Here is a 25,019-nt window from a genome sequence, read left to right as displayed (position 1 = left end):
GCCTCAGCCTGTCCTCGCCAGATCGCCGAGCAGGCTCGCCGCCACCGTGATCTTGGACAAGGTAAGGCCGGAGGACACGATGCTGTCGACCGCGCTCCTGATGCGGCTGACATCCGCGCCGCGCCTCTCGCTCCAGGCCTGGACCGCATCGGCGCCGGAGACATCCTGCGCGGCGACCTCCGCCGTCAGGCCGCGATGGGCATAAGCGATGCTGTCGATGGCGCGGTCGAGCGCGAGACGATCGAAATAATCGCTGACCGCGATCTCCTGTGCCGCGCCGATGAGCGACCCGAGACGGAAAGTTGCTTCGAGCGCGAAATGCGTGCACGCGATGTCGCCGACGGGCTTGCCCGTCTTCTGTGCGGTGAGCACGACGTCGGGAGCGGCCACAAGATCCGGCAGGGCGGCGATGCGGCGCGCCAGATCCTCGGGCGTGCCCTGATCCATCAGCGCTTTCGCGCGGGCGTTCAACGCCGCGAGCGCCTCGGGCGACAGGGTTTCGGGCAGGCTGCGCTCCACCTCGGCGATGCCGGCCCGATAGGCGCCGATGATCGTATCGAGGGAATGGCTCGAGAAATCCACGTTGCGGATGAACCAGACGATGCGGTTCATCAGCAGGTCCTGGAGCTCGCCGTAGAGTCGCAACTGCAGCTTGCCCGGCACCACGCCGTCGAGAGCATCGATGGCGACGTTCATCTCGGTCAGCCCGAAGGAATCGCGCGTGGCCGCATAGGCTGCCGCGATCGTCGGCGCGTCCGCTCCGGTCTGATCCACGAGACGGGCCACCATGGTGGGGCCGCCCCGGTTGATGATCGCGTTGGCGAGCTGCGTCGCGATGATCTCGCGGCGCAGACGATGATGGGCGATCGCATCCGGAAAGCGCTCGCGCATGGCAGCCGGGAAATAGCGCTCCAGCTCCTTGCCGAGATACGGATCGTCGGGAACGGCGCTGTCGAGCAGCTCGTCATGCAGCGAGAGCTTGGCATAGGCGAGCAGCACGGCGAGCTCCGGCCGGGTGAGCGCTTCGCCCCGGCGGGCACGCTCGGTGAGCGTCGCGTCGTCGGGCAGGTATTCCACCTTGCGGTTGAGACGCCCTTGAGCCTCCAGCATCTGCATGAGACGGCGCGCGAAGCCGAGATCGGCAAGGCCGCGCTGCTCGGAGAGCGAGAGCGCCAGGGTCTGCAGGTAATTGTTGCGCAGAACGAGGCCGGCGACCTCGTCGGTCATATCGGCGAGAAGCGCGTTGCGCGCGTCTTCGCTCAGGCGGCCGTCCCGTTCCGGGATGGTGAGCGCGATCTTGATGTTCACCTCCACGTCGGAGGTGTTGACGCCCGCCGAGTTGTCGATGGCGTCGGTGTTGAGGCGGACGCCGTGCTGCGCCGCCTCGATGCGTCCACGCTGCGTGGCGCCGAGATTGGCGCCCTCGCCGATCACCTTCGCGCGCACATCGGCACCGGTGATGCGGATGGGATCGTTCGCCCGGTCGCCCACCTGCTCGTCGGTTTCCGCCGAGGACCGGATATAGGTGCCGATGCCGCCGAACCAGAGCAGGCCCACCGGCGCTTTCAGGATCGCGGTCATCACCTCCGCCGGCGTCGCCTGGGTCTTGTCGAGACCGAGCAGCGCGCGCACTTCCGGCGAGAGCGGGATCGATTTCGCGTTGCGCGGGAACACGCCGCCGCCGGACGAGATCAGCGACTTGTCGTAATCCTGCCAGCTCGAGCGGGGCAGGTTGAACAGGCGCTCGCGCTCCCTGTACGAGTCCTCCGGATCCGGATCCGGATCGAGGAAGATGTCGCGATGGTCGAAGGCCGCCACCAGCCTGATCGACCGCGAGAGCAGCATGCCGTTGCCGAAGACGTCGCCCGACATGTCACCCACGCCCGCCACCGTCACGGGCTCCTTCTGGATGTCGATGTCCATCTCGCGGAAATGGCGTTTCACGGCCTCCCAGGCGCCGCGGGCGGTGATGCCCATCTTCTTGTGGTCATAGCCCTGGCTGCCGCCGGACGCGAAGGCGTCGCCCAGCCAATGCCCCTTCTCGATGGAAAGCGCATTCGCCGTATCCGAGAAGGTGGCCGTGCCCTTGTCGGCGGCGACCACCAGATAGGGATCGTCCGCGTCGTGGCGCACCGTATCGGCCGGCGCCACCACACGATCGCCCTCGATGTTGTCAGTGAGCTGCAGGAGCGTGCGCACGAAGATGCGATAGCTCTCGATGCCCTCCGCGAGCCAGGCCTGACGATCGCTCGCGGGCGGCAAGTGCTTGGGCACGAAGCCGCCCTTCGCACCGACCGGCACGATCACGGCGTTCTTCACCTGCTGCGCCTTCACGAGGCCCAGCACCTCGGTGCGGAAGTCCTGCGGACGGTCCGACCAGCGAAGCCCCCCGCGCGCGACCTTGCCGTAGCGCAGATGCACGCCCTCGACGCGCGGGGAATAGACGAAGATCTCGTAGAGAGGCTTGGGCAGCGGCAAGCCTTCCACCTTGGCGCATTCGAATTTGAAAGCGATGGTCTGGCGCGGCAGGCCGTTGCTTTCGAGCTGGAAGAAGTTGGTGCGCACCGCCGCTTCGATGAGGTTGATGAAGCGGCGCAGGATGCGGTCGTCATCGAGGCTCGTGACATCCTTGAGCTGCTCCTCGATGACGGCGCGAACGGCCGCCTCAGCCTCCGCCTCGCCGCCCTGACGCGGATCGAAACGCGCGTAGAAGAGCTTGACGATGGTCTTGGCGATCTCCGCATGGCGGGCCAGCGTATCGGCCAGGTAATCCTGCGCGTAAGTCACCTGGATCTGACGGAGGTATCGGCCGAGGGTGCGCACCATCGCCACGTCGCGCCAGCCGAGACCGGCTTCGAGCACGAGGCGGTTGAAGCCGTCCGATTCCGCCAAACCGCGGAACAGGGCGAGAAGCGCCGCCTCGATGAGAGCCTGGATCTCGTCGATCTCGATCGCTCCGCCCGCCGCGCGCTCCAGGGCCATGTCGTGGAGCCACACCCGGTCCATGCCGGTGACGCCGGTGGAGACCACGCGATAGGTTCGCTCGTTGACCACGCGGAAGCCGAGATTCTCGAGCAGCGGCACCCGGTCGGACAGCGGCAGCGCCGCGCTGCGCGAGAAGACCTTCAGGTTGACCCGGGTCTCGTCGTCGCCCTCGCGGCGATAGAGATCCACCGCGCGGGGACGCGCCTCGGAGAGCTGTTCCAGGAGCGCGATGTCCTTGATGGCGTGCTCGGCCCCGAAGGCCTCGCGATAGGCCGCGCTGAAGGCCTCGGCGTAGCGGGTGGCGAGCGCACGGGCGCGCGCGCCGCCAAGGGTCTCGTCGAGCCGATCGCGCAAGGAATCGCCCCAGGTGCGCACGATCGACACGATTCCCTTTTCCAGCATGTCACGGGCGACCTGCGGCGTCCGGCCTTCGTCGCGTCCGATGATGTAGTGGGTGCGCGCGAGCGGACCCTCCGGATAATCGGGGTAAGACGCCGAGATGCGCCCCTCGTAGATGCCCGCGAGGAATTGGCCGATGCGGTGACGCACGCTCGTGTCGTAGCGGTCCTTCGGCACGAAGACGAGCACCGACACGAAGCGGTCGAACTCGTCGGCCCGCGCCAGCGCCCGCACGCGCGGACGCTCGGACAGGTTCATGATGTCGATGGCGAAGCGATAGAGCGTGTCCTCGTCGATCTGGAACAGCTCGTCGCGCGGATAATTCTCGAGAACGTTGAGGAAGGAGCGGCCGGCATAGCTCGCCGGATCGAAGCCGGCCCGCGCGACCACCTTCGCCACCTTGTGGCGCAGATATGGCACCTCGGCCGTGGTGTTGGTGTAGGCGCTCGCGGTGAAGAGACCGACGATGCGCAGCTCACCTTGCAGCCTGCCGTCCATGTCGAAGAGCTTGACGCCCACATAGTCGAGATGCGCGCGGCGATGGACGCGGGACTTGACGTTGGCCTTGGTGATGATGAGCGCCTTGGGCTTTTCCAGGAAGGCCCGGATCTCCGGCGTCATCGCCACGAGCTCGTGACCGCGGCGCAGCACGCGCACGCTCGGGTCGCGCAGAAGTCCCAGGCCCGATCCCTCCACGGGGTCGGCGGCGGTGTCGGCCGCCGGCAGGCGGTATTCGCGCAATCCCAGGAACGTGAAGTTGTCGCGCGCGATCCAGTCAAGGAACGCCACCGCCTCCCGCACCTCGTCGTCCGGCAGCGGCGGCGGATTGAGGCGATAGGTCTGAACGATTTCGGCGATGCGGGCGCGCATGCCGGGCCAGTCGTGCACGGCGAGAGACACGTCCTTGTGGACGCGGCGCATCGACTCGATCAACCGGTCGCGGGTCTCGGTATCGTCGATGCGCGGCAGATGAACCTGAATGAAGCTCTCGCGCTTGACGCCATGACGGCCGGTGCCGGTGGCCTCACCCACGAGACGCACGAGACCGCCCTGGGAATCACGCTCCACCGCGAGGATCGGATGCGCCACGAGATACGGCTCGTAGCCCTGGTCGACCAGCTCGGCGAGGGTGGAATCGAGCAGGAAGGGCATGTTGTCGTTGACGATTTCCAGAACCGTCACGTCCCGGCGGCGGCCCTCGCGCTCCACTTCCAGGTCGACGAGGCGGATATCCTCGTTGCCTCCGATGCGGGGAGCCTTGAGATGCTCATAGGCCGCTGCCGCAAGCTCCGCGAGCGCCGCGGGCGAATAGGCCGCCAGATCCTCGGGCGGAACCCGCCCATAGAGGTCGCGGACGAAGGTGGGCGGAATGGCTTTGTGTCCGGCTTCCAGAACCGCAACGGCCTCGGCCGTCAGTTCGCTTCCGCTGGTCGGCGTTTCCAGCTTCATGCGCGTACCCTCTTATGATCGTTGCGGGAGCGTTGCCACAGAGTATCGGACTGCGCAACACGGCCCCGAGGTTCTTTCCGTGGCAGGGTTAAGTTTCTGCGGACACGGCAACTTTATGCCGCTTTCGCCTCCAAGGACGACAGATTCGTGTCACCCCAGTGCTTCAGGGCCATGAGGACCGGCTCCAGGCTCCGTCCACGGGCGGACAGCGAATATTCGACCCGGGGCGGAACCTGCGCGTAAACCATGCGCACGATGAGGCCGTCCGCCTCCAGCTCGCGCAGCTGGTGGGTCAGCATGCGCTGGGTCACGCCCGGAATGAGGCGGCGCAGCTCGTTGAAGCGCAAGGTTCCCCGGAGGAGCTTGTAGAGGATGACGATCTTCCACTTGCCGTCGATGAGGTTGAGCGCGCGCTCGACGGAGCACCCGGTGGAAGCCTGCTGTTTCGGAACGCGCGGCATAACGGTATCCTTTTTGACACTAGGGGCGTTTATTGTGCGTTCTTGCGATGCTAGCTCCTATGCTCAACTATGTCTTCAGCAAAAGGAGACAAGCCATGCGCGCCGTCGGGTACCAGCAATCCCTGCCCATCGATCAGGAAGGCTCCCTGTTGGATATCGAACTGTCCCGCCCCGAGCCGGGACCGCGGGACCTTCTGGTGGAGATCAAGGCGGTTTCCGTGAACCCGGTCGACACCAAGGTGCGCCGGCGCGCCGTGCCCGAGCCCGGGGGCTACAAGGTTCTGGGCTACGACGCGGCCGGCATCGTGCGGAGCGTGGGATCGGACGTGTCCCTGTTCAAGCCGGGGGACGAGGTGTTCTATGCGGGCGCCATCACGCGCTCCGGCACCAATGCGGAATTTCATACAGTCGATGAACGGCTCGTGGGCACCAAGCCCGCAAGCCTGAGCTTCGAGGAGGCGGCCGCCCTGCCGCTGACGACCCTGACCGCCTGGGAGACCCTGTTCGACCGCCTCGACATCCGCAAGCCAGTGCCGGGAGCCGCCAACGCCATCGTGATTGTCGGCGGCGCGGGCGGCGTCGGCTCGATCGCCGTTCAGCTGGCGCGACGGCTCACGGACGTCACTGTGATCGCCACCGCCTCGCGGCCCGAAACGCAGGACTGGTGCCGGACGCTCGGCGCGCATCACGTGATCGACCACACGAAACCCCTCGCCGCGCAGGTCGAGGCCCTCGGCATCGGCGCGCCCGCCTTCGTGTTCTCGATCACGCACACGGATGCCCATTTTCCGGAGATCGCGAAGGTCATCGCGCCCCAGGGCCGCTTCGGCCTGATCGACGATCCCGAGAATCCCCCCGATATCCGGCTCCTGAAGAGCAAGAGCGTGTCGATCCACTGGGAATCCATGTTCACCCGCTCGACGTTCCAGACGGCGGACATGCAGCGGCAGCACGAGATCCTCAACGAAGCCGCGCGCCTCGTGGACCAGGGCACGATCAGGACGACCCTCGCCGAGGTGATGGGACCGGTCAATGCCGCCAATCTCAAGCGCGCGCACGCCGTCGTCGAGAGCAACCGCGCCAAGGGCAAGATCGTGTTGTCGGGATTCTGACAAAAAGAAAGGCCGCCTGGAAAGGCGGCCTGTGTCTCGAGGGTTGGTGGCCCGGCTCTCCAAAAGCATGGAGGGCTGGGGGGCTGACGTGTCCAAGCCGATGGTCGAACCGGGCCGTCGAGGCAACTTGAGTATTTAGCTCAGCCAGTGGGGCGCCTTAGGGGCGCGATTGCGGCAGGAATAAGATTTGCTGAGAAAGCGGTGATTCATTTGGCCGTCACGGCTTGATCCGATCTTTCAGCGGACCCATCATCAGAGTCACATGAAGCAGTCATGGGAGTATTCATGAGCGAAGGTGACATCTCAGAGCCGCTGCGCGGCGGCTCGATGCAGGGTTCGGCTCGTATCCTGCCCTTCCCCGCCGCGCCGAAGCAGGTGTCCTTCGACCGCGCTGAACTCCAGGCCATTCTCAATCTCTACGGCCGCATGGTGGCCGCAGGCGAATGGCGCGATTACGCGATCGATTTCACCCCCGACAAAGCGGTCTTCTCGATTTACCGGCGCACATCGGAAATGCCTCTATACCGCATCGAGAAGGATCCGAAGCTCGCCAAGAAGCAGGGCGCCTATGCGGTCGTCGTGTCGACGGGTCTGATCCTCAAGCGCGGACATGAGCTCGCCCGCGTCCTGCGCGTGCTCGACAAACCTAAAGTGGTCTCGAACTGAGATCCTGCTCTCTCCGCACCGCCTGTTTCCCTGATGCTGCGCGCTCGGGAGCGCGCATCGCGCAGAAAATCAGGCCCACTTTTCACTGACGTGGCCCTACGGGTCACTGACGCGGCCCTTCGTGCCCGCACGATACGCTCTCCGGAACACCCGTCCGATCCTCGCGTTGGCGCTTGGTCATGCAGCAGCGATGAGGGTCCCATGGCACGCGAGATGGCCGGTCTTTCCGTCGTGATCACGGGCGCGTCGAGCGGCATCGGCCGCGCCGCGGCCCGTGCCTTCGCGCAGCGCGGAGCCCGTGTGGCGCTGGCCGCGCGCCGCGGGGACCTGCTCGAGGAAGTGGCCAGCGAGTGCCGGAATCTGGGTGGAGAGGCCATCGCCGTGCCCACCGACGTGACCGACGCCACGGCGATCGCCGAACTGGCGGAGGAGGCGCAGCACGCCTTCGGGCGCATCGACGTCTGGATCAACAATGCCGGCACGGGCGTGTTCGGCCCCTATCAGGATGCGGACCTCGCGCTGCACCGGCGCACGATCGAGGTGAATCTGCTCGGAGCGATGCACGGCGCCTATGTGGTCCTCCCGATCTTTCTCGATCAGGGACACGGCATTCTGATCAACACCATCTCGGTCGGTGGCTGGGCGCCGGCGCCCTTCGCGGCGGCCTACACGGCCTCGAAATTCGCCCTGCGGGGCTTTTCGGCCAGCCTGCGGCAGGAGCTGAAGGATTGCCGGGACATCCATATCTGCGGCGTGTTCCCGGCCATCGTCGACACGCCCGGCCTCGATCACGGCGCCAATGTCTCCGGCCGGCAGATCGACCCCGGCCCGATCATCTACGCGCCCGAGGACGTGGCGGAAACCTTCGTGTCGCTCGTGCACTGGCCCAGGGACGAGGTCGCGGTGGGCTGGCCCGCCCGCGCGGCGCAGATCGCCTATGCCCTGGCACCCGGCCCGACCGAGCACCTGATGGGCGCAGCCATGCGGCGCGCCTTGAAGCGCGCATCCCCCGCCCGCCGGACACGCGGAGCGCTGCTCAGGCCCGTTGCGGCGGGCCGCGACGTGAGCGGCGGATGGCGCGAGCGGAAGGGCCTGCCGTTTTCCGCGCGGCGCGCCAGCAGCATCGTCGGCATGATGGCCCTGACGGGCCTGGCCCTGCTGGCCGGGACGAAGGCGGCCGCGCGCGTGCGGCGCTAGAGCATCGTGCGGACCCAGAGGGCCGCGTCAGCGAAAAGTGGGTCCGGTGTCCCGCTCAACGATGCTCTAGACGATGGACCGCGTCGGCGGCTCGCTCATGCCGCGCCCGAGGGTCCGCTGCATGAGCACGGTGGAGAGCCAGCGACCGTGCTTGTAGCCGATCCCCTTGAGAACGCCCACGGGCTCGAAGCCGAGGCTCCTGTGCAGGGCGATTGAGCCCTTCGATTCCTCGTCGCCAATCACCGCCACCATCAGCCGGAAATCGCAGGCCTCGCATTCTGAGATCAGGGCTGTCAGCAGCACCCGTCCGACACCCTGCCCCTGGGCGGCGGGCGCGACATAGATCGAATCCTCGACCGTGGAGCGATAGGCGGGGCGGGTGCGATAGGCACCCGCATAGGCATAGCCGAGGATGTGACCGCCACGCTCCGCCACGAGATGGGGATAGCCGCCCTCGAGAATGGCCGCACGACGGCGGGTCATCTCGGCCTCGTCGGGCGCGGAGAGCTCGAACGAGGCCGTGCCGTGCAGCACCGCATGGGCATAGATGGCCGTGATGGCGGGAATGTCGGCTTCGGCCGAAGGGCGGACGAGAAGGCTCATGCGCCATTGGTAGGACGAAGCCGGGCCGTAGGCAATCGGCCCACAAAAAAAGCCCCGGCTTCGGGCCGGGGCTCGTGAGCGTCTGATCCGTTCGCTCTTACTCGTTGCGGTTGCCCAGCAACGCCAGGAGGAACTGGAACATGTTGATGAAGTCCAGGTAGAGCTGAAGCGCGCCATAGACCGAGACCTTCGCGGCAGCCTCGGTGTCGAAGTTGCCGTACAGGTACATCTCCTTCAGCTTCTGCGTGTCATAGGCGGTCAGGCCTGCGAAGATCAGCACGCCGATCACGGAAATGCCGAACTGCAGCGCGCTCGACGCGACGAAGATGTTCACGATCGAGGCAATGATCAGGCCGAAGAGACCCATGATCAGGAACGAGCCCATGCCGGACAGGCTGCGGCGGGTGGTGTAGCCCCACAGCGACAGCGCGCCGAAGGACGCCGCCGTGATGAAGAACACTTGCACGACGCTCGCGCCGGTGTAGCGCAGCAGCAGCGTCGAGAGCGAGGCGCCCATCACCGCCGCGAAGGCGAAGAAGGTGCCGCGCGCCGTGGCCGCCGACATGCGGTCCATGCGGAACGAGAAGAAGAAGATGAAGGCCAGAGGCGCCAGCGCCACAACCCACATCAGCGGCGAGCCATACAAGGCCACGCCGAACTGGGTCAGGCCGACGCCGCCCATGCGGGCGACAGCTTGAGACGGATCGCTCGTGGTGGCCAGCATGTTGATGCCGAGCGCGACCAGCGCCGAGATCGCCAGACCCAGGACCATGTTGTTGTAGACGCCGAGCATGAAGGCGCGCAGGCCCTGATCGACCTGTGCCGCCGTCCGGGCAAAGCCGGTGCCATAGGCGGTTTGGTTTTGCTCATACGGTTGCATCGGAGCCCTTTCTCGCGGTGTCCCGTGTGTTCCCTCGAAAGGCTGGGGAGTCAGCCCTCGGTCGCCACTATACCACGGCGACAGAAGAAATATGAGGGGGCGGCCCTTGCTTCGCAAGAGGCAACGCCAAGCTTCAACTTTTCGTGAAAAGCATTTCGGGGGCAGAGCAGCGCCCCCTCTCCGAATACGATATGCTCGTCCCGTCATAGCGTCGCCGTTCGGAGCAGGGTTAAAGATTTCTCAAGTATTGCGCCGGCTTTTGACTCAAGATCCGCCAGGTGCCCATCAGGCCTAGACCCACCGTCACCAGGACAGCCAAGGCCGAGGCGAGGAGCGCGCCCGATAAATCTAAGCCAAAGCTTAAGTTCATGAGGCGGGTGACGATGAAATAGGATGCGATTCCGCCGGCCAGGAGCCCGAAGAGCGCCGTGGCCAACCCGAGCAATCCGTATTCAAGGGCATAGGCCGAGAGCAGGCGGGCGCGGGTGGCGCCCAGGGTCTTGAGCACCACCGCGTCGTAGAGGCGGGCGCGATGACCCGCGGCGAGAGCCCCCGCCAGGACCAGAAGGCTTGCGATGAGGGCGATTGAGCTTGCCCCACGGATCGCCATGACGAGCTGGGAGATCACGTCGTTGACGGCCTCGAGCGCATCCTTCACCCGCACGCTCGTGACCATCGGGAAGGTCTGCGCCGAGCTTCTCAGGATCCGGGCATCGGTGGCCGCATCGGACCCGTTCGGAAACGTGACGGTGGCCAGATGCGTATGAGGGGCCCCCGCGAAGGTGTTGGGCGAGAACACCATGACGAAGTTGATGCCTAGCGAGCGCCATTCCACCTCGCGCAGATTGGCGATGGTGGCCGTGATGTTGCGGCCGAGCACATTCACGGTGATCTCGTCGCCGAGCTTGAGCCCCAGGCCTTCCGCGATCTTGCTCTCGAAGGAGACGAGCGGCTTGCCGCGATGGTCCTCGGGCCACCATTCGCCCTGAACCAGCTTCGAGCCCTCGGGCGGCGTTTTGGAATAGGTGATGCCGCGATCCCCTTCGAGCACCCAGGCAATGTCCTCGGGAGCCTTGACCTCGGAGACCGGACGGCCGCCCAGGGTGACGAGGCGCCCGCGCATCATCGGGACACGCTCGATATGCGCATCGCCTGCCTGATCCTTCAGGAAGCCCTCGAAGGCATCCGCCTGCTGGTTGGGAATATCAAGGAAGAAGAAGCTCGGCGCGCGCTCCGGCAGGCTTTGCGTCAATTGCCTGGTCAGGTTCGCGTCGATGAGCGAGAGCGTCACGAGAAGCGTGATGCCGAGCCCCAGCGAGAGCACTAGGGAGGGCGTGAGCGCTCCGGGCCGGTGGATATTGGCGAGCGCAAGGCGCGCGGCCGTGCGCCGGGGCCGCGGCAGGCGCCGGGCGAGCGCCATCAGCCCGAGCGCCACGAGGCGCAGGAGCAGGAAGGAGCCTGCCGCCGCAGCCACGAACATGAGGGCGATCCGCCGGTCATAGGCCGCGATCACCGCCAGCGCCACGAGCGCGGCCACGGAGAGCCCCAGCGCCAGGAGATAGCGGCGGCGCGGCCAGCGCCGCTCCGGATCGATCTGGTCGCGGAACAGGCCCGAGACCGGCACGTCATGCGCCCGGCCGAGCGGGGCAATGGCGAAGACGAGCGCGGTGAGCACACCGTAGAGAAGCGCGGTGCCGAGCTCCCGGAACGCGATCACCGGCTGGATCGGGATGGGCAGGAGATGGCCGAAGAGGCCCGTCACGGCGAACGGCAGGGCCGCGCCGACGGCCAAGCCGATGGCAATGGCGACGCCCGCGATCAGCATCACCTGGGTGAGGTAGAGCATCACCACCTGCCCGCCCGGCGCCCCGAGGCTCTTGAGCGTCGCGATGGAGGCCCGCTTGCGGTCCACGAAGCCGCGCACCGCATTGGCGACGCCGACGCCGCCGACCAGCAGCGCGGTGAGGCCCACAAGGGTGAGAAACTGGGTGAACCGCTCGATGTTCTTGGCGAAGCGCGGGTCCGCGTTGAGCCGCGTGCGGATTCTCCACCCCGCCTCCGGCAGCACGCGATTCGCCTCCGCCTCGATCCGTGCCAGCCCCTCCTCGTTGGACAATGAGGGCGGCAGGATCAGCCGATAGGTCCAGCGGACCAGGCTTCCTGGCTGGACGAGGCCGGTTGCGGCCAACGCCTCCTGGGAGATCATCAGGCGCGGGCCGAAGCCGATGCCATCGGCGATCTGGTCCGGCTCGGTCACGAGACGCGCGCGCAGTTCCACATTCGCGGAGCCCACCGTCACGCGGTCGCCCACCTTCAGGTCGAGCCGCGCCAGCAGCGCCGGATCCACGACCGCCCCGAATGCGCCGTCGCGCTCGGCGAAGAGATCGGCGGGCGCAAGCTGCGGGTCGGTCTCGAGGGTCCCGACCGCGGGATAGCCGGAATCGACCGCCTTCATCTCGACGAGGCCGGAGCCCTTCTCCCCGGCGACCGCCATGGCTCGAAGGGACGCGATGACGTTCACCTGCCCCTTCGAGTCGAGGAAGGCCCGCTCGGGCCCGCTCGCCTCCCGCTGGATGAGAGAGAAGGCCATGTCGCCGCCGAGGATCCTGCGGCCCTCGCGGGAGATCCCCTCGGTCAGCGAGCGCGACAGGGAGGACACGCTCGCAATCGCCGCCACTCCGAGGGCGATGCAGCCGACAAAGATGCCGAAGCCCTTCAGGCCTCCGCGCAGCTCGCGCAGGGCCAGGCGCAGAAGGAGAGGCCGGCGCGATGCGGGCGCTTGACGCCGCCGCGGCGTGGACAGGGTGCCGTGCATGAGTTTTCCCCCTTACGCGACGACCGAGGCCGCGTCGGCCTCGACCTGGCCCGAGCGCAGGCGCACCATACGGTCGCAGAGGCGGGCGAGATTGAGATCGTGGGTGACGAGCACCAGGGTCGCGCCCCGGTCGCGCTTGAGGGCGAAGAGCAGGTCGATGATGGACTGCCCCGTGGTCTCGTCGAGATTGCCGGTGGGCTCGTCCGCCACGAGAATCGCCGGATTGGGCACGATGGCGCGGGCGATGGCCACGCGCTGCTGCTCACCGCCGGAAAGCTGCGCCGGGTAATGGTGCAGGCGAGCCCCGAGGCCGACCGCCGTGAGCTCGGCCTTCGCCCGCTCGAAGGCATCGTCCTCCCCCGCCAGCTCCAGAGGCAGCGCCACGTTCTCGAGCGCCGTCATGGTGGGAACGAGATGAAAAGACTGGAACACGATGCCGATTCGCCGCCCGCGAAAGCGCGCCAGCGCGTCCTCGTCGAGGCCCGACAGATCGGTGCCGTCGACGATCACCTTGCCCGCATCGGGGCGCTCGAGGCCTGCCATGGTCATGAGAAGGGTGGATTTTCCGGAGCCCGAGGGCCCCACGAGGCCGACCGCCTCGCCTCTGGCGACGGTCAGCGAAATCCCCTTGAGGATATGCACCCGCGCGGCCCCGCGCCCGAGGCTCAAATCGACATCGTGCAGCGCGATGGCCTTGTCCTTCATGCCCGTTCACCCGATCTGTTGGAGACTTGTCAGAAACCGCTGTCTAGTCCGGCATAGATGGGAAGCCTACTGATGAAGCGCCAATCAGGCCCGTTCATGACGATCATTTTTGCGTGTGCGGCGGCTCTTGTCGCCATGATCGCCCCCTCCTCCACGCCCCTGGCACAGGAGAGGACCCTGCGCCTCGTCGCCTTGGGCGACAGCCTGACGGCCGGCTACGGCCTGCCTCAGGAGGCCGCCTTCCCGGCGGTGCTGGAGCGTGCGCTCAAGGCCAAGGGCTATCGCGTCGAGATCGCCAATGCGGGCGTCTCGGGCGACACCTCCTCCGGCGGGCTCGACCGCCTCGACTGGTCCGTTCCCGACGGGACGGACGGGGTGATCGTGGAGCTCGGCGCCAACGACATGCTGCGCGGCCTCGACCCCGCCGTCACGCGCAGGAGCCTCGAAACCATCGTGGAGCGCCTGAAGGCCCGCAACATCCCCGTGATGCTCGCCGGCATGTATGCCTCGCGAAATCTGGGTGCGGATTACATCCGCAAGTTCGATATTCTCTATTCCGACATTGCGAAGAGGCACGACCTCGTGCTCTATCCCTTCTTCCTCGACGGGGTGGCCGGCGAGCGATCCCTCAACCTGCCCGACGGCCTGCACCCGACGGTGAAGGGGGTGGAGATCATCGTCGAGCGCATTCTGCCCAGCGTCGAGGCCTTTCTTGCCCGTCTGACCCAGCGCTGATCCCTTTCGGCGCTTTGAATCCCTTCCAGCCGCGGCTGGCCTGCCCGCCGCGAGGAGCCTCGACAATGCACTATCGCCGGCTTGGCCGCACCGACCTCAACGTGAGCCTGATCTGCCTCGGCACGATGACCTGGGGCCAGCAGAACACCGAGGCCGAAGGCCATGAACAGATGGATTACGCCCTCGACCAGGGCATCAATTTCTTCGATACCGCCGAACTTTATTCCATTCCCCCGCGGCCCGAGACCCAAGGGTCCACGGAGCGGATCATCGGCTCCTGGTTCAAGGCGCGCGGCACCCGCGACAAGGTGATCCTGGCGTCGAAGGTGGTGGGCCGCTCGCAGAACACCTGGTTCCGCGACGACGGCTCTCCGGCCGAACTCTCGCGCCAGCAGATCGAGGAGGCCGTGAACAAGAGCCTCAAGCGGCTCCAGACGGACTATATCGACCTCTACCAGATTCACTGGCCCGACCGCCCCATGCCCTGGGGCGCGAACCCGACCGTCTACCGGCATCTGGACGGCGACTCGCATCCCATCGCCGAGACGGTGGAGATCATGACGGACCTGGTGAAGGCCGGAAAGATCCGCCATTTCGGCCTCTCCAATGAGAGCGCCTGGGGCACCATGACCTATCTCAGGCACGCGGAGGCCACGGGGCTCGCGCGGGTGCAATCCATTCAGAACGCCTACAACCTGCTCAACCGCACCTACGAGGTGGCGCTGGCCGAGGTCAGCATGCGCGAGAGCGTGAGCCTGCTGGCCTATTCGCCGCTCGCCCAAGGCTATCTGACGGGCAAATATCTCGACGGGGCGCGGCCGGCGGGGGCACGTACCACGCTCTTCAACCGCGGCCAGCGTTACGAGAACCCGACGGCGGAGGCGGCGATCCGCAAATACGTCGCGCTCGCCCGGGAATTCGGCCTCGATCCGGCCCAGATGGCGCTGGCCTTCGTCAACTCGCGGCCCTTCGTGACCTCCAACATCATCGGCGCCACGTCCATGGCGCAGCTGAAGACGGACATCGCCTCCGTCGAGGTGACCATTACGCCGGAGCTGGAGAAGCGTATCGACGCCATCCACGTCGAGCATTGCAATCCCTGCCCGTAGGAGCCTGTTCCTCGTCATGGCCGGAACACGTGCGGCCATGACGACGGAGCTGCGCGGCCGGAACAAAGCCCGCCGTCTGTCGTCTGTTTCGTCAAGCATCAGCAAGGCTCGGGAGGTGCCGCATGCCACGTCTTTTCACCGGCATCGAGATTCCCTCCGAGATCAGCCTTGCCCTGTCCGCTTATCGCGGCGGATTGCCGGGGGCGCGCTGGATCGATCCTGAAAACTATCACATCACCCTGCGCTTCATCGGCGACATCGATGCGCGCATGGCGGACGATGTGTGTTCGATCCTCGGCGATTCCCGCTGGCGGGAGCCTATCGCCATCACCCTCGACGGGCTCGACACGTTCGGCGGGAGCAAGCCCCGTGCGGTCTTCGCCCGCACCTCCGGCAACGGCGAGCTCACCGATCTCCAGGCCGAGCAGGAGCGCATGATGCGCCAGATCGGTCTGCCTCCCGAGACCCGCAAATTCATCCCGCACGTGACGCTGGCACGCCTGAAGAACGCCTCCCCCATCGATGTCGCGGATTACATGGCCACCCGGGGGCATTTCCCGAAGCTCACCTTCACGGCCCGGCGCTTCGTCCTCTATTCGTCGCGCGCGTCCGTGGGCGGAGGCCCTTACGTGATCGAAGCGGCCTACCCCTTAAGCTGATTTGACGGCCGAGCTTGCCCGGGTCTACGTCTGTCGATCATGACATCCCTGATTTTCCTCACCCACCCTGAGGTGGTGATCGACCCGCTCGTGCCCGTGCCGCAATGGCCCCTCAACGAGACGGGGCGCAGACGCATGGACCGGTTCGCCGCTGCCCTTGCGGGCGTTCGCCTCTCATCGGTCCATGCCAGCGCCGAGCGAAAGGCCATGGACGGAGCCGCCATCGTGGCGGAGCGTTTCGGCCTGCCCTATCGCACCCACGAGGATCTGGGCGAGAACGACCGGTCGGCGACAGGCTACATCGCGCCGCCGGAATTCTGGGAGGTGGTCGGCGAGTTCTTCGGTCGGCCGCACGAGAGCATCCGCGGCTGGGAGCGCGCCATCGACGCGCAGACGCGCATCGTGAACGCCATGAAGCGGATCGCGGCCGAGGAGACCGGCGACGCTCTCATCGTGTCCCATGGCGGGGTCGGCAGCCTGCTCATGGCGCATCTGCAGGGGGTCGAGATCGGCCGGGAAAGCCGGCCGCAGCATCCCGGCGGCGGCTGCTATCTCGTGATGGACCGGGAAACGTTCTCCCTCCGGGAGGACTGGCGCAGCATCGAGGAAGCCGCCTTCCCGTAAAGAGGCGACCCATCGGATTTCGAGAACGCTCCTTCCATCCCGCGGGGGCTTGAAACGTCGCGCTCGTGCTTCATCACTAAGTGATCACTCTTGGAATCATCCTTGGGATCACTCTTGGAGATGGCGCAGCCCATGCCCCGCTTGACCGATTCGGAACGCCAGGATCTTCTCCCCGGCCTTGAGGGCTGGGCCCTCGTGGAGGGCCGGGACGCCCTTCACAAGCGCTTCGTGTTCGACGATTTCAACGCGGCCTTCGGCTGGATGACCCGCGTGGCGCTGGTGGCCGAGCCCATGAATCACCACCCGGAATGGTTCAACGTCTACAACAAGGTGGATGTGACGCTCTCCACGCACGACGCCAAGGGGCTCACCCGCCGCGACATCGAGCTGGCGCAGCGCATGGACCAGCTGGCCGCCGGGCTGGTGAAGGCATGACCGCGGACGATACGGAGAAGACCCTCACGGGCGGCTGCGCCTGCGGTCAGCTGACCTTTCAGGTGCGCGGAGCCCCGAAGCGCGTGGGCCTGTGCCATTGCATGACGTGCCGCAAGACGAGCGGGAGCGTCTTCACCGCCTTCGCGATCTTCCCCGCCGACAGGGTGACGGTCTCGGGCGGGAGCCGGAGTTGGGAGGCGTCTCCCGGAGGCCAGAATCGCTTCTGTCCGCAATGCGGCTCGAAGGTGTTCTATTCGGACGGCGGGGACGAGATCGAGATCATGCTCGGCGCCTTCGACCGGACGGACGTTTTCAGGCCTACCTACGAGGCTTGGACCAAGCGCCGGGAATCCTGGCTCTGCACCCCGGATCTGATCGGGTATTCCGAGAACCGGGGTGAAGTGACCTCCTAGAGCATCGTGCGGACCTAGAGGGCCGCGTCAGCGAAAAGTGGTTCCGGTGTCCCGCTCAGCGATGCTCTCATTCAAGAGAGGAAGCATCGGATGGGCCCTAATAGTGCAAGTTCACATTTGGGTCCGATGCTGTAGCCCTTATTTCGGCTGCATGCGCAGGGCGCCGTCGAGGCGGATCGCTTCGCCGTTGAGCATATCGTTGGCAATGATGCTCTCGACGAGCCGGGCATATTCCTCGGGCCGCCCGAGACGTGACGGGAACGGCACATTGGCCTCCAGCGCCTTGCGGTAATCCTCCGCAATGCCCTCGAAGAGCGGCGTGTGGAAGAGCCCCGGCATAACGGTCATCACGCGGATGCCGAAGCCGGACAGATCGCGGGCGACCGGCAGGGTCATGGCCAGCACGCCGCCCTTGGAGGCGGAATAGGCGGATTGCCCGATCTGACCGTCCTGGGCCGCAACCGAGGAGGTGTTGACGATCACGCCGCGTCCGCCGTCCGGCGTGACCGGCTCGAGGGCCGCCATGGCGGCGGCGCATTTCGAGATCATCGCATAGGTGCCGACGAGGTTGATCTCCACGGTCTTGCGGAAACTCGCGAGATCGTGCGGGATGAGCTCGCCCGTCTCGCGCTTCTTCGTGACCGTGCGGCGGCCCGGCGCGACGCCCGCGCAATTGACCAGAACGCGCTCGACGCCGTTCGCTTCACGAGCCTTCACCAGGCCGGCATCGATGGAAGCTTCGTCCGTCACGTCCACTTGGGCGAACAAGGCGCCCATGTCGCGGGCAACCGCCTCGCCGCGCTCGGCGTTCATGTCGAAGATGGCGACGTTTACCCCGTGAGACGCGAGCATGCGCGCGGTGGCCTCCCCGAGGCCCGAAGCGCCTCCGGTGACGATGGCCGCCATCAATTTGTCGAGCTTCATCGGTTTTCTCCTCTTTCGAGGATGCTACTATGCGATCCTCGTGCAGGCGAACACCTAGACCATCGAGGAGTAGAAGAGCATGAGCGAGCCTGTCATCAAGCCTTTCACCAAGGCCGAGATGGACGCCATGCGTGCGGCCACCCGCGACGAGGAGAGCCTGAAGCGCCGGTTCTGGGACAAGCTCAGGCGCGTGGCGGGCAAGATCCCCTTCGCGGAGGATCTGGTGGCCGCCTTCTACTGCGCCATGGACCCCAAGACGCCGAGCCGCGTGAAACTGATTCTGCTCGGCGCCATCGCATATTTCGTCATGCCGCTGGATGCGGTGGGCGACCTCCTGCCGCTGATCGGATTTGCCGATGATGCGGCCGTGCTGGCCGCCGCCATCACGCAGGTCGCGAGCTCCATCACGGACGAGCACCGGGCCAGAGCCAGGAAATCCCTAGGGGAAGATTTTCAGCAGCAGGATTAACCCAGGCATTCCCTCTGGAATTTCTTCAGGCAAAAATGAATATAGACTTGTTGCAACATTATATTTTTTCGTTTACATAATCTGTGTTCATCAGAACACATTTTCAGTCCGCCTTTTGAACAATAAAACTTTTGGGAACGGTAACTCGATGGGCCACTCCTCCGGCCCTTTTATTTTGCCCATCCGCGATCATGCCACGTTTCGACGCATCGCCAAGCAACAGGGCTTGAGGCTACGGCATGGTGAAGACTTCTTAACCATCCGCTCTTATTCTTCGCCCCCATGACGACAGCATCTTTCCAACGCGGCCTTGCCGCGGGCATCCTTTCGGCCATTCTCATAACCGGAACCGGGCCTGCGGCTCTGGCCCAGAGCCAGCGCACGACGGGGCAGAAACCTGCTGCCGCAGCCACCTCGAAGGCGAAGCCGGCGACCGGCAAGGCCGGTGCGGCTGCAAAGCCTGCGGCAGCGGCGGCCGGCGCGGCCACGGCAACCGCCGCCAAGCCGGCGCAGGCGGCCACGGGACCGGGCGGCGCATCCCTCGTGAGTTCCTATGGCGACTGGGGCGTCTACACGGCCCAGACCGGGCGATCGAAGATCTGCTATGCGCTCAGCCAGCCCCAGGAACGCCTGCCGAAAAACCTGAATCGCGATCCCGCGTATCTCTTCGTGTCCTTCCGTCCGGCCGAGAACGTGAAGAACGAGGTCGCCCTCGTGCTGGGCTTCACGGCCAAGGAGAACGGCCTGGCTTCGGCGGCCGTCGGCAACGCCTCCTATGCGCTCATCACCAAGGCCGCCAACGCTTGGCTGAAGAACCCCGCGGAGGAGAGCCAGGCCATCGCCACCATGGCCCGCAGCGGAACCATGACCGTGAAGATGCAATCGGCCCGCGGGTCGAGCCTGACGGACCGCTATTCCCTGAGCGGCTTCAGCAAGGCCCTGGAGCAGGCCCGCAAGGAATGCGGGGTTTAGAAAAGCACCGCCGGGCCTTGCAAATCGCACCCCGAATGAGCATTTTCCGGGCCTCGCGCCCGGAATTTTGCTTTTGCGAAGCTCACGGTTTCGGCGCAATTGTGTTATAGCTCGCTGCGGCTCCCAACAACAAAGGCGTGATTTCCCATGGCGACGGCGCTCGACATCGCCAAGCGTAACCCCAATGCGGCCTCCCTGGCCGTGAGCGATGCCGCGCGCGCGGCGGGGCAGACCGCTTTGTCCATCGAAAAGACGGCCGAGACGACCGTGGTGGCAGGGGCCGCCCCCGGCGGCGCGTCGCTCATCGGCCTCACCCGCGACCAGCTGAAGGACTCGCTGGCCGCCATCGGCGTGCCCGAGCGCGAGCTCAAGATGCGCGTGGCGCAGCTCTGGCACTGGATCTATTTCCGCGGGGCCAAAGACTTCTCCGAAATGACCAACATGGGCAAGGAGCTGCGCGCCAGGCTCTCCGCCGCCTTCACGCTTGCCCGCCCGCAGGTCGTCTCCGAGCAGGTCTCGAAGGACGGCACCCGCAAGTGGCTGATCCGCATGCCCTCCACGGGCCCCCTCGACAAGGGCGCGGAGATCGAGTGCGTGTACATTCCGGAGGTCGACCGCGGCACGCTCTGCGTGTCGAGCCAGGTCGGCTGCACGCTGACCTGCTCCTTCTGCCACACGGGCACCCAGCGCCTGGTGCGCAACCTGACCTCGGCCGAGATTGTGGCGCAGCTCATCGTGGCGCGCGATTCCATCGGCGACTGGCCCGACGCCACGCCGCCGGACGGCGCCTTCGTGCCGAGCGACGGCGGACGCTTCGTGTCCAACATCGTGTTCATGGGCATGGGCGAGCCGCTCTACAACACCGACAACGTGATCGCCGCCATCGGCGTCCTGTCGGACAACGAGGGCCTCGGCCTCTCGCGCCGCCGCATCACGGTCTCGACCTCCGGCGTCGTGCCGCAGATGGAGCGTCTCGGGGCCGAAGCCAACACCATGCTGGCGATCTCGCTCCACGCCGTGCGCGATGAGTTGCGCGACGTGCTGGTGCCGATCAACCGCAAATACGACATCAAGCAGCTCCTCGACGCCTGCCGAGCTTATCCGGGCCTGTCGAACGCGCGCCGCATCACGTTCGAATACGTGATGCTGAAAGGCGTGAACGACTCGGACGCCGATGCGCGCGAGCTCGTGCGCCTGCTCAAGGGCATCCCGGCGAAGATCAACCTGATCCCGTTCAACCCCTGGCCCGGCTCGAAATACGAGTGCTCGGACTGGGAGCGGATCGAGCGCTTCTCCGAGATCGTGTTCCGCGCCGGCTACGCCTCGCCGGTGCGCACCCCGCGTGGCCGCGACATCCTTGCGGCCTGCGGCCAGCTCAAGAGCGAGACCGAGAAGCTGCGCGCCCGCGCCCGCATGATGGCCGAGCAGGGCATCGGGGCCGAAGGTGTCTATGCGGTAGGGAACGGGGAGTAGATCTCCGTCCCGGCAGCCGTCTTCAGTCGGCCGGCATCAGACTGGACTTCTTCCCCGTCGCAACGTACGTGCTATCGTTGCGGATACGCGGGGACTCTTGCTTGAAACGTCGGCTTCTGGGAGCGATCGCCTCGGCTGCGGCCTCTCCCTTTCTGATGATGTTCTTCCTAACGTGGGTTGATCTCGTGGTCCGGGGAGACGGCCAGCCGATCTGGGGCGCGGCGGGTTCGCAACCATTCCGCTGTTCGGAATACTCGCCCTTTTGCTGCTCTGGGCACCTCTTCTCCTCCTGGCAGCAATCGCGTTCGTGCTAGGCAGCATCCTGCAGCGAGCGGGTTTCAGGTCCGCAATGCGCTATGCCACCTCGGGTGCACCTATCGGATTTGTCTTCCTGTTCTTGCCGGCGACCTCTGGTCCACCTGAACCGTTTTCCACCTTTAATTGGCTTGCCTTGTTGAGTGGTGCGGCCTCGGGCACCGTATGCGGCTGGATCTACTGGCGGATTGCCATCGGGCGGACACCTGCAAACGGCCATGCTATAGAGGCGGAATGATCCGCTGGCTGCTCCTTGTCCCCTTTGCGCTCCTCATCGCCATCGGCATGAGCAGCATGTTCTTCTTCATCGCCTCGATGGTCGATCCGCTCATGGCGACGCTGACGGGGGAGACCCTGTTCGTCGGGTTCTGGAACCTGGTGGATGCGGTGTTCTCCAGCGACGACCCCGGCCCCATCGTGGCCGAGGCCATGCTCGCTGTGGGCCGCATCATGTTCACGCTGCTCGTGCTGCCGCCCCTCGTGATCGCCGTGACCGGCGAGGCGCTGAAGATGCGAAGCCTCCTCTGGTACGCGCTCGCCACCGGGGTTCTCACCGCGTCCGTGCCGTGGATCCTGCGCGGGGCGGCGCGCGTCGCCAACCCGGCCGAGCTGCACGTGAGCGCGATCCTCGGGCTCACCGGTGCGGTGGCGGGCTTCGTCTACTGGGCCATCGCGGGCCGCGACGCGGGTGGGCGCGGCGCTCCCCCGCCTTCGCCTACCGGGCCGACGCCGTCAGGATCTTGAGCGCGAAGGCGCCGAAGAGGCCCGCGAACGAATAATCGATGCCCCGCATCACCTTCGGATGGTTGCGCAGGAGCACGATCAGCCTCTCGGCGCCTAGGATCATCACGGCGCCCATGGGGGCTGTGAGGGCAATGAAGTAGAGGCCGAGGAACAGGAGCTTGTCCGAGGCGTGCGGATCGCCCGCATCGACGAATTGCGGCAGGAAGGTCACAAAGAACAGGACGATCTTCGGGTTCGTGAGATTGATGCCGACGCCCATCAGGAAGGTCTTCCAGAACGAAACCTCGACGCGACCGTCCTCCTTCAAGGAGAGCGCCGAGCCGTGGCGCACCGCCTCGAAGGCCATCCATAGAAGGTAGAGCGCGCCCACGATCTTCAGAACCGTGAACGCGGTAACGGAGGCCGCCAGCAGGGCCGAGAGGCCTAAGGCCGCAAGCAGCGTGTGAACGCAGCAGCCCGTCATGGCGCCCAGCATCGAGGCCATTCCGGCCTTGCGCCCGCCCGACAAGGTCTTGGCCAGGAACAGGCTCATGTCCGGTCCTGGCGTGATGAACAGAACGAAGCAGGCGAATGAATAGGCAAGCAGAGTGCTCAGGTCGGGCAGAAAGGTCATGGAATTGGCCTCGGTCAAGGGCTGGCGGATCATGCCCGAATCGCCCCTTCGCGGCCAGAGGAAAACGCCTTGTTGAAACGCCAGGCTTGACCCATCTCTTGAACCCGGCGACGGTGCCGGACGCTTCAATCGCGAGAGGATGCACATGACGGCTTCGCCCCTGGGGACACGGATCAGGATCGCCTTGGCCGGAATGGCTCTCGCCCTCGGCCTCTCCGCCTGCGGCATCAACAACGTGCCGACTCTCGAGGAGCAGGCCAAGGCGGCCTGGAGCGAGGTGCAGAACCAGTATCAGCGCCGGGCCGACCTGATCCCCAACCTGGTCGAGACCGTGAAGGGCTTCGCCCAGCAGGAGCGCGAGGTGCTCACCCAGGTCACCGAGGCGCGGGCCCGGGCCACGCAGGTCCAGGTCGACGCCTCCACGGTCACGGACCCGGACAAGTTCCGCCAGTTCCAGGAGGCGCAGAACCAGCTCTCCGGAGCGCTAGGCCGCCTGCTCGCCACGGTGGAGCGCTATCCGGAACTGAAATCCAACGCCAACTTCCTGGCCCTGCAATCGCAGCTGGAGGGCACGGAGAATCGCATCGCGGTGGCGCGCCGCGACTACATCACGGCGGTGCAGGCCTACAACACGGAGCTGCGCACCGTTCCCGGTCGCTGGATCGCGTCGGTCGTCTACCCGGACGCCAAGCCCATGGAGACCTTTACGGCCACCGCCGGCTCCGAGCGGCCGCCCGAGGTCAAGTTCTAAGCCGATGGCGAAGCCCGGCGCCTTTTCCTCCCGTCTCGGAGGACGGGTGCGGCTGCATCAGGCTACCGCGCTTCTTCTGGCGATTCTTGCTGTTTTCGCGCTCGCGGCCGTCGCCCAGACCTTCCCCTCCCTCACCGGACGCGTGGTCGACGCGGCCAACCTCCTCAAGCCCGAGGAGAGGGCCTCCCTCGAGGCGAAGCTCAAGGCCCATGAGGACAAGACCTCCGATCAGGTGGTGGTGGCCACCATCCGCTCCCTCGAAGGGACGAGCATCGAGGATTACGCGAACCGTCTCTTCCGGGCTTGGCAGCTCGGTCAGAAGAAGACCGACAACGGCGTTCTGCTGCTCGTCGCTCCCATTGAGCGCAAGGTGCGCATCGAGGTGGGCTACGGGCTCGAAGGCGCTCTCACCGATGCGCTCGCGAAGGTCATCACCACCACCGCGATCGCCCCGCAATTCCAGCAGGGCGACTTCGCGGGCGGCATCGATGCGGGGATCGACGCGATCCTGTCGATCCTCACGGGCGATGCGGAGGAATGGCAGCGCCGGGCCACCGTGCGCGAGGATCAGACCTCCGCCGTCGACACCCTGATCACCTTCCTGATCATCGCCTTCATCCTCTTCCAGCTCTTCCGCGCGATGCGCGGGAGCGGCAGGCCGGGCCTCCATCGCCGTCGCGGCTCGGGGCCGTGGATCATTCCCACGGGAGGCGGCTTTTCGAGAGGCGGAGGCGGCGGCTGGTCCGGGGGCGGAGGCTTCTCGGGTGGGGGCGGCTCCTCGGGCGGCGGCGGAGCCTCGGGGAGCTGGTAGATGATATCGGAACACGATCAGAACCGGATCTCGCAGGCCATCCACGAGGCCGAGACGGCCACCGCGGGCGAGATCGTCGTGGTGGTCGCGCGCCAGGCCAGCGCCTATCGGGCCTTTCCCGCTCTCCTGGGCCTCTTTCTGGCGCTCCTCGTGCCGTGGCCTCTGATCTGGCTCACCGAGCTCGGGCCTTCACGGATCTTCCTGATCCAGCTGATCGTGGCCTGCAGCCTGAACGCCGTGTTCGCCTGGCCGCCGCTGCATCTGGCGCTGATTCCGGGCACCATCAAACGGGCGCGGGCGCACGAGGCGGCCGTAAGGGAATTCGTCAGCCACGGGCTGTCACGGACGCAGGGGCGGACCGGGGTGCTGATCTATGTGGCGGCGGCGGAGCATTATGCGGAAATCATTGCCGATATCGGGGTCGCGGACCGCGCCGGCCCGGCGGTGTGGCAGGACATCGTCGCCGAGCTGATCGCTGCGATCCGCCAGGAACAAGCGGGCGACGGGCTCGTCCGGGCCGTGCGGCGTGCCGGCGCCATTCTGGCCGAGCATGCGCCGCCGGGAACGCGCAACGCGAACGAGCTGCCGAACAAGGTGGTGCTGCTTTAGGACCGCAGCCGCCCTTTTCATGAAGGCTAGAGCATTTTTCGGCGAAGTGGATCCGGTTCGCCGGCAAAAAATGCGGCACACCCCAGAAGAG

General features: G+C 66.0%; 24 protein-coding genes. 16 read left to right on the top strand and 8 right to left on the bottom strand.

What is annotated here, in order from left to right; translation table 11 throughout:
* Positions 1-3: 3 nt before the first annotated feature.
* Together E4K09_RS28310 and E4K09_RS28305 are read right to left on the bottom strand one after the other, a co-directional pair.
* Positions 4-4,833, bottom strand: a complete 4,830-nt coding sequence (locus tag E4K09_RS28310; RefSeq protein ID WP_134500929.1) for an NAD-glutamate dehydrogenase — start codon at positions 4,831-4,833, stop codon at positions 4-6.
* Between the two features lie 113 nt (positions 4,834-4,946).
* Entirely contained in the window at positions 4,947-5,294 is a 348-nt protein-coding gene (locus E4K09_RS28305) for a winged helix-turn-helix transcriptional regulator (RefSeq protein WP_134500928.1), read from the bottom strand.
* 95 nt (positions 5,295-5,389) lie between these two features.
* Here E4K09_RS28305 and E4K09_RS28300 point away from each other — a divergent pair, with 95 nt between their 5' ends.
* The 3 genes from E4K09_RS28300 (at position 5,390) to E4K09_RS28290 (ending at position 8,269) form a co-directional block, all read left to right on the top strand.
* The gene (locus E4K09_RS28300) at positions 5,390-6,406 is read left to right on the top strand and encodes a zinc-binding alcohol dehydrogenase family protein (RefSeq protein WP_134500927.1); all 1,017 of its coding nucleotides are present in this window, start codon (positions 5,390-5,392) and stop codon (positions 6,404-6,406) included.
* A gap of 285 nt (positions 6,407-6,691) precedes the next feature.
* Positions 6,692-7,072, top strand: a complete 381-nt coding sequence (locus tag E4K09_RS28295; protein WP_134500926.1) for a DUF2794 domain-containing protein — start codon at positions 6,692-6,694, stop codon at positions 7,070-7,072.
* 201 nt (positions 7,073-7,273) lie between these two features.
* Entirely contained in the window at positions 7,274-8,269 is a 996-nt protein-coding gene (locus tag E4K09_RS28290) for an SDR family oxidoreductase (RefSeq protein WP_244610735.1), read from the top strand.
* A 66-nt stretch (positions 8,270-8,335) separates the two neighbouring features.
* On the opposite strand, the gene E4K09_RS28285 is transcribed toward E4K09_RS28290, so the two are convergent.
* The 4 genes from E4K09_RS28285 to E4K09_RS28270 all read right to left on the bottom strand — a co-directional run bounded on the left by E4K09_RS28285 (position 8,336) and on the right by E4K09_RS28270 (position 13,272).
* The gene (locus E4K09_RS28285; RefSeq protein WP_134500924.1) at positions 8,336-8,872 is read right to left on the bottom strand and encodes a GNAT family N-acetyltransferase; all 537 of its coding nucleotides are present in this window, start codon (positions 8,870-8,872) and stop codon (positions 8,336-8,338) included.
* Positions 8,873-8,969: 97 nt separating this feature from the next.
* The gene (locus E4K09_RS28280) at positions 8,970-9,752 is read right to left on the bottom strand and encodes a Bax inhibitor-1/YccA family protein (RefSeq protein ID WP_134500923.1); all 783 of its coding nucleotides are present in this window, start codon (positions 9,750-9,752) and stop codon (positions 8,970-8,972) included.
* 229 nt (positions 9,753-9,981) lie between these two features.
* Positions 9,982-12,567 (bottom strand): ABC transporter permease, encoded by a 2,586-nt coding sequence (locus E4K09_RS28275; RefSeq protein WP_134500922.1) that lies wholly within the window; start codon positions 12,565-12,567, stop codon positions 9,982-9,984.
* Positions 12,568-12,579: 12 nt separating this feature from the next.
* Positions 12,580-13,272, bottom strand: a complete 693-nt coding sequence (locus E4K09_RS28270; protein WP_134500921.1) for an ABC transporter ATP-binding protein — start codon at positions 13,270-13,272, stop codon at positions 12,580-12,582.
* Positions 13,273-13,344: 72 nt separating this feature from the next.
* On the opposite strand from E4K09_RS28270, the gene E4K09_RS28265 reads away from it, so the two are divergent.
* From E4K09_RS28265 to E4K09_RS28240, 6 genes are all read left to right on the top strand, one after another.
* Positions 13,345-14,007 (top strand): arylesterase, encoded by a 663-nt coding sequence (locus E4K09_RS28265; RefSeq protein ID WP_134500920.1) that lies wholly within the window; start codon positions 13,345-13,347, stop codon positions 14,005-14,007.
* 65 nt (positions 14,008-14,072) lie between these two features.
* Complete coding sequence (locus E4K09_RS28260) at positions 14,073-15,116, top strand: NADP(H)-dependent aldo-keto reductase (RefSeq protein ID WP_134500919.1); 1,044 nt, start codon at positions 14,073-14,075, stop codon at positions 15,114-15,116.
* Between the two features lie 122 nt (positions 15,117-15,238).
* Complete coding sequence (thpR, locus tag E4K09_RS28255) at positions 15,239-15,775, top strand: RNA 2',3'-cyclic phosphodiesterase (RefSeq protein ID WP_134500918.1); 537 nt, start codon at positions 15,239-15,241, stop codon at positions 15,773-15,775.
* Positions 15,776-15,814: 39 nt separating this feature from the next.
* Positions 15,815-16,399, top strand: coding sequence for a histidine phosphatase family protein (locus E4K09_RS28250; protein WP_134500917.1), 585 nt, complete (start codon positions 15,815-15,817; stop codon positions 16,397-16,399).
* A 132-nt stretch (positions 16,400-16,531) separates the two neighbouring features.
* Positions 16,532-16,834: a 4a-hydroxytetrahydrobiopterin dehydratase gene (locus E4K09_RS28245; RefSeq protein ID WP_134500916.1), complete on the top strand. Its 303-nt coding sequence runs from the start codon at positions 16,532-16,534 to the stop codon at positions 16,832-16,834.
* Positions 16,831-17,247, top strand: coding sequence for a GFA family protein (locus tag E4K09_RS28240; protein ID WP_134500915.1), 417 nt, complete (start codon positions 16,831-16,833; stop codon positions 17,245-17,247). Before E4K09_RS28245 ends, E4K09_RS28240 begins: the two co-directional genes overlap by 4 nt.
* Positions 17,248-17,385: 138 nt before the next feature.
* Here the strand turns inward: E4K09_RS28240 and E4K09_RS28235 are convergent, their stop codons facing one another.
* Positions 17,386-18,171, bottom strand: coding sequence for an SDR family NAD(P)-dependent oxidoreductase (locus E4K09_RS28235; protein ID WP_134500914.1), 786 nt, complete (start codon positions 18,169-18,171; stop codon positions 17,386-17,388).
* Positions 18,172-18,289: 118 nt separating this feature from the next.
* Between E4K09_RS28235 and E4K09_RS28230 the strand changes: the two genes are divergently transcribed.
* The 4 genes from E4K09_RS28230 to E4K09_RS28215 all read left to right on the top strand — a co-directional run bounded on the left by E4K09_RS28230 (position 18,290) and on the right by E4K09_RS28215 (position 22,144).
* Positions 18,290-18,640 carry a YkvA family protein gene (locus E4K09_RS28230; protein WP_244610740.1) on the top strand — a complete coding sequence of 117 codons (351 nt, stop codon included), beginning with the start codon at positions 18,290-18,292 and terminating at the stop codon, positions 18,638-18,640.
* Between the two features lie 282 nt (positions 18,641-18,922).
* On the top strand, positions 18,923-19,612 hold the full coding sequence (locus E4K09_RS28225) for an invasion associated locus B family protein (RefSeq protein WP_193557370.1): 690 nt from the start codon (positions 18,923-18,925) through the stop codon (positions 19,610-19,612).
* A 147-nt stretch (positions 19,613-19,759) separates the two neighbouring features.
* Positions 19,760-21,085, top strand: a complete 1,326-nt coding sequence (gene rlmN, locus E4K09_RS28220; RefSeq protein ID WP_193557369.1) for a dual-specificity RNA methyltransferase RlmN — start codon at positions 19,760-19,762, stop codon at positions 21,083-21,085.
* Positions 21,086-21,634: 549 nt separating this feature from the next.
* Positions 21,635-22,144, top strand: coding sequence for a hypothetical protein (locus E4K09_RS28215; RefSeq protein ID WP_134500912.1), 510 nt, complete (start codon positions 21,635-21,637; stop codon positions 22,142-22,144).
* On the opposite strand, the gene E4K09_RS28210 is transcribed toward E4K09_RS28215, so the two are convergent.
* Entirely contained in the window at positions 22,116-22,757 is a 642-nt protein-coding gene (locus E4K09_RS28210) for a LysE family translocator (protein ID WP_134500974.1), read from the bottom strand. The genes E4K09_RS28215 and E4K09_RS28210 overlap by 29 nt on opposite strands.
* A 145-nt stretch (positions 22,758-22,902) precedes the next feature.
* On the opposite strand from E4K09_RS28210, the gene E4K09_RS28205 reads away from it, so the two are divergent.
* From E4K09_RS28205 to E4K09_RS28195, 3 genes are read left to right on the top strand one after another with little or no spacing between them, the layout of a single operon-like run.
* On the top strand, positions 22,903-23,508 hold the full coding sequence (locus E4K09_RS28205) for a LemA family protein (protein WP_244610734.1): 606 nt from the start codon (positions 22,903-22,905) through the stop codon (positions 23,506-23,508).
* A gap of 4 nt (positions 23,509-23,512) precedes the next feature.
* The gene (locus tag E4K09_RS28200; protein WP_134500910.1) at positions 23,513-24,319 is read left to right on the top strand and encodes a TPM domain-containing protein; all 807 of its coding nucleotides are present in this window, start codon (positions 23,513-23,515) and stop codon (positions 24,317-24,319) included.
* Positions 24,320-24,928, top strand: a complete 609-nt coding sequence (locus tag E4K09_RS28195) for a TPM domain-containing protein (protein WP_134500909.1) — start codon at positions 24,320-24,322, stop codon at positions 24,926-24,928.
* The last annotated feature ends 91 nt before the right edge of the window (positions 24,929-25,019 follow it).

Source organism: Microvirga pakistanensis (genome assembly GCF_004458765.1).
Taxonomy (GTDB): Bacteria; Pseudomonadota; Alphaproteobacteria; order Rhizobiales; family Beijerinckiaceae; genus Microvirga; species Microvirga pakistanensis.
This window is presented reverse-complemented; position numbering and strand designations above follow the sequence as displayed.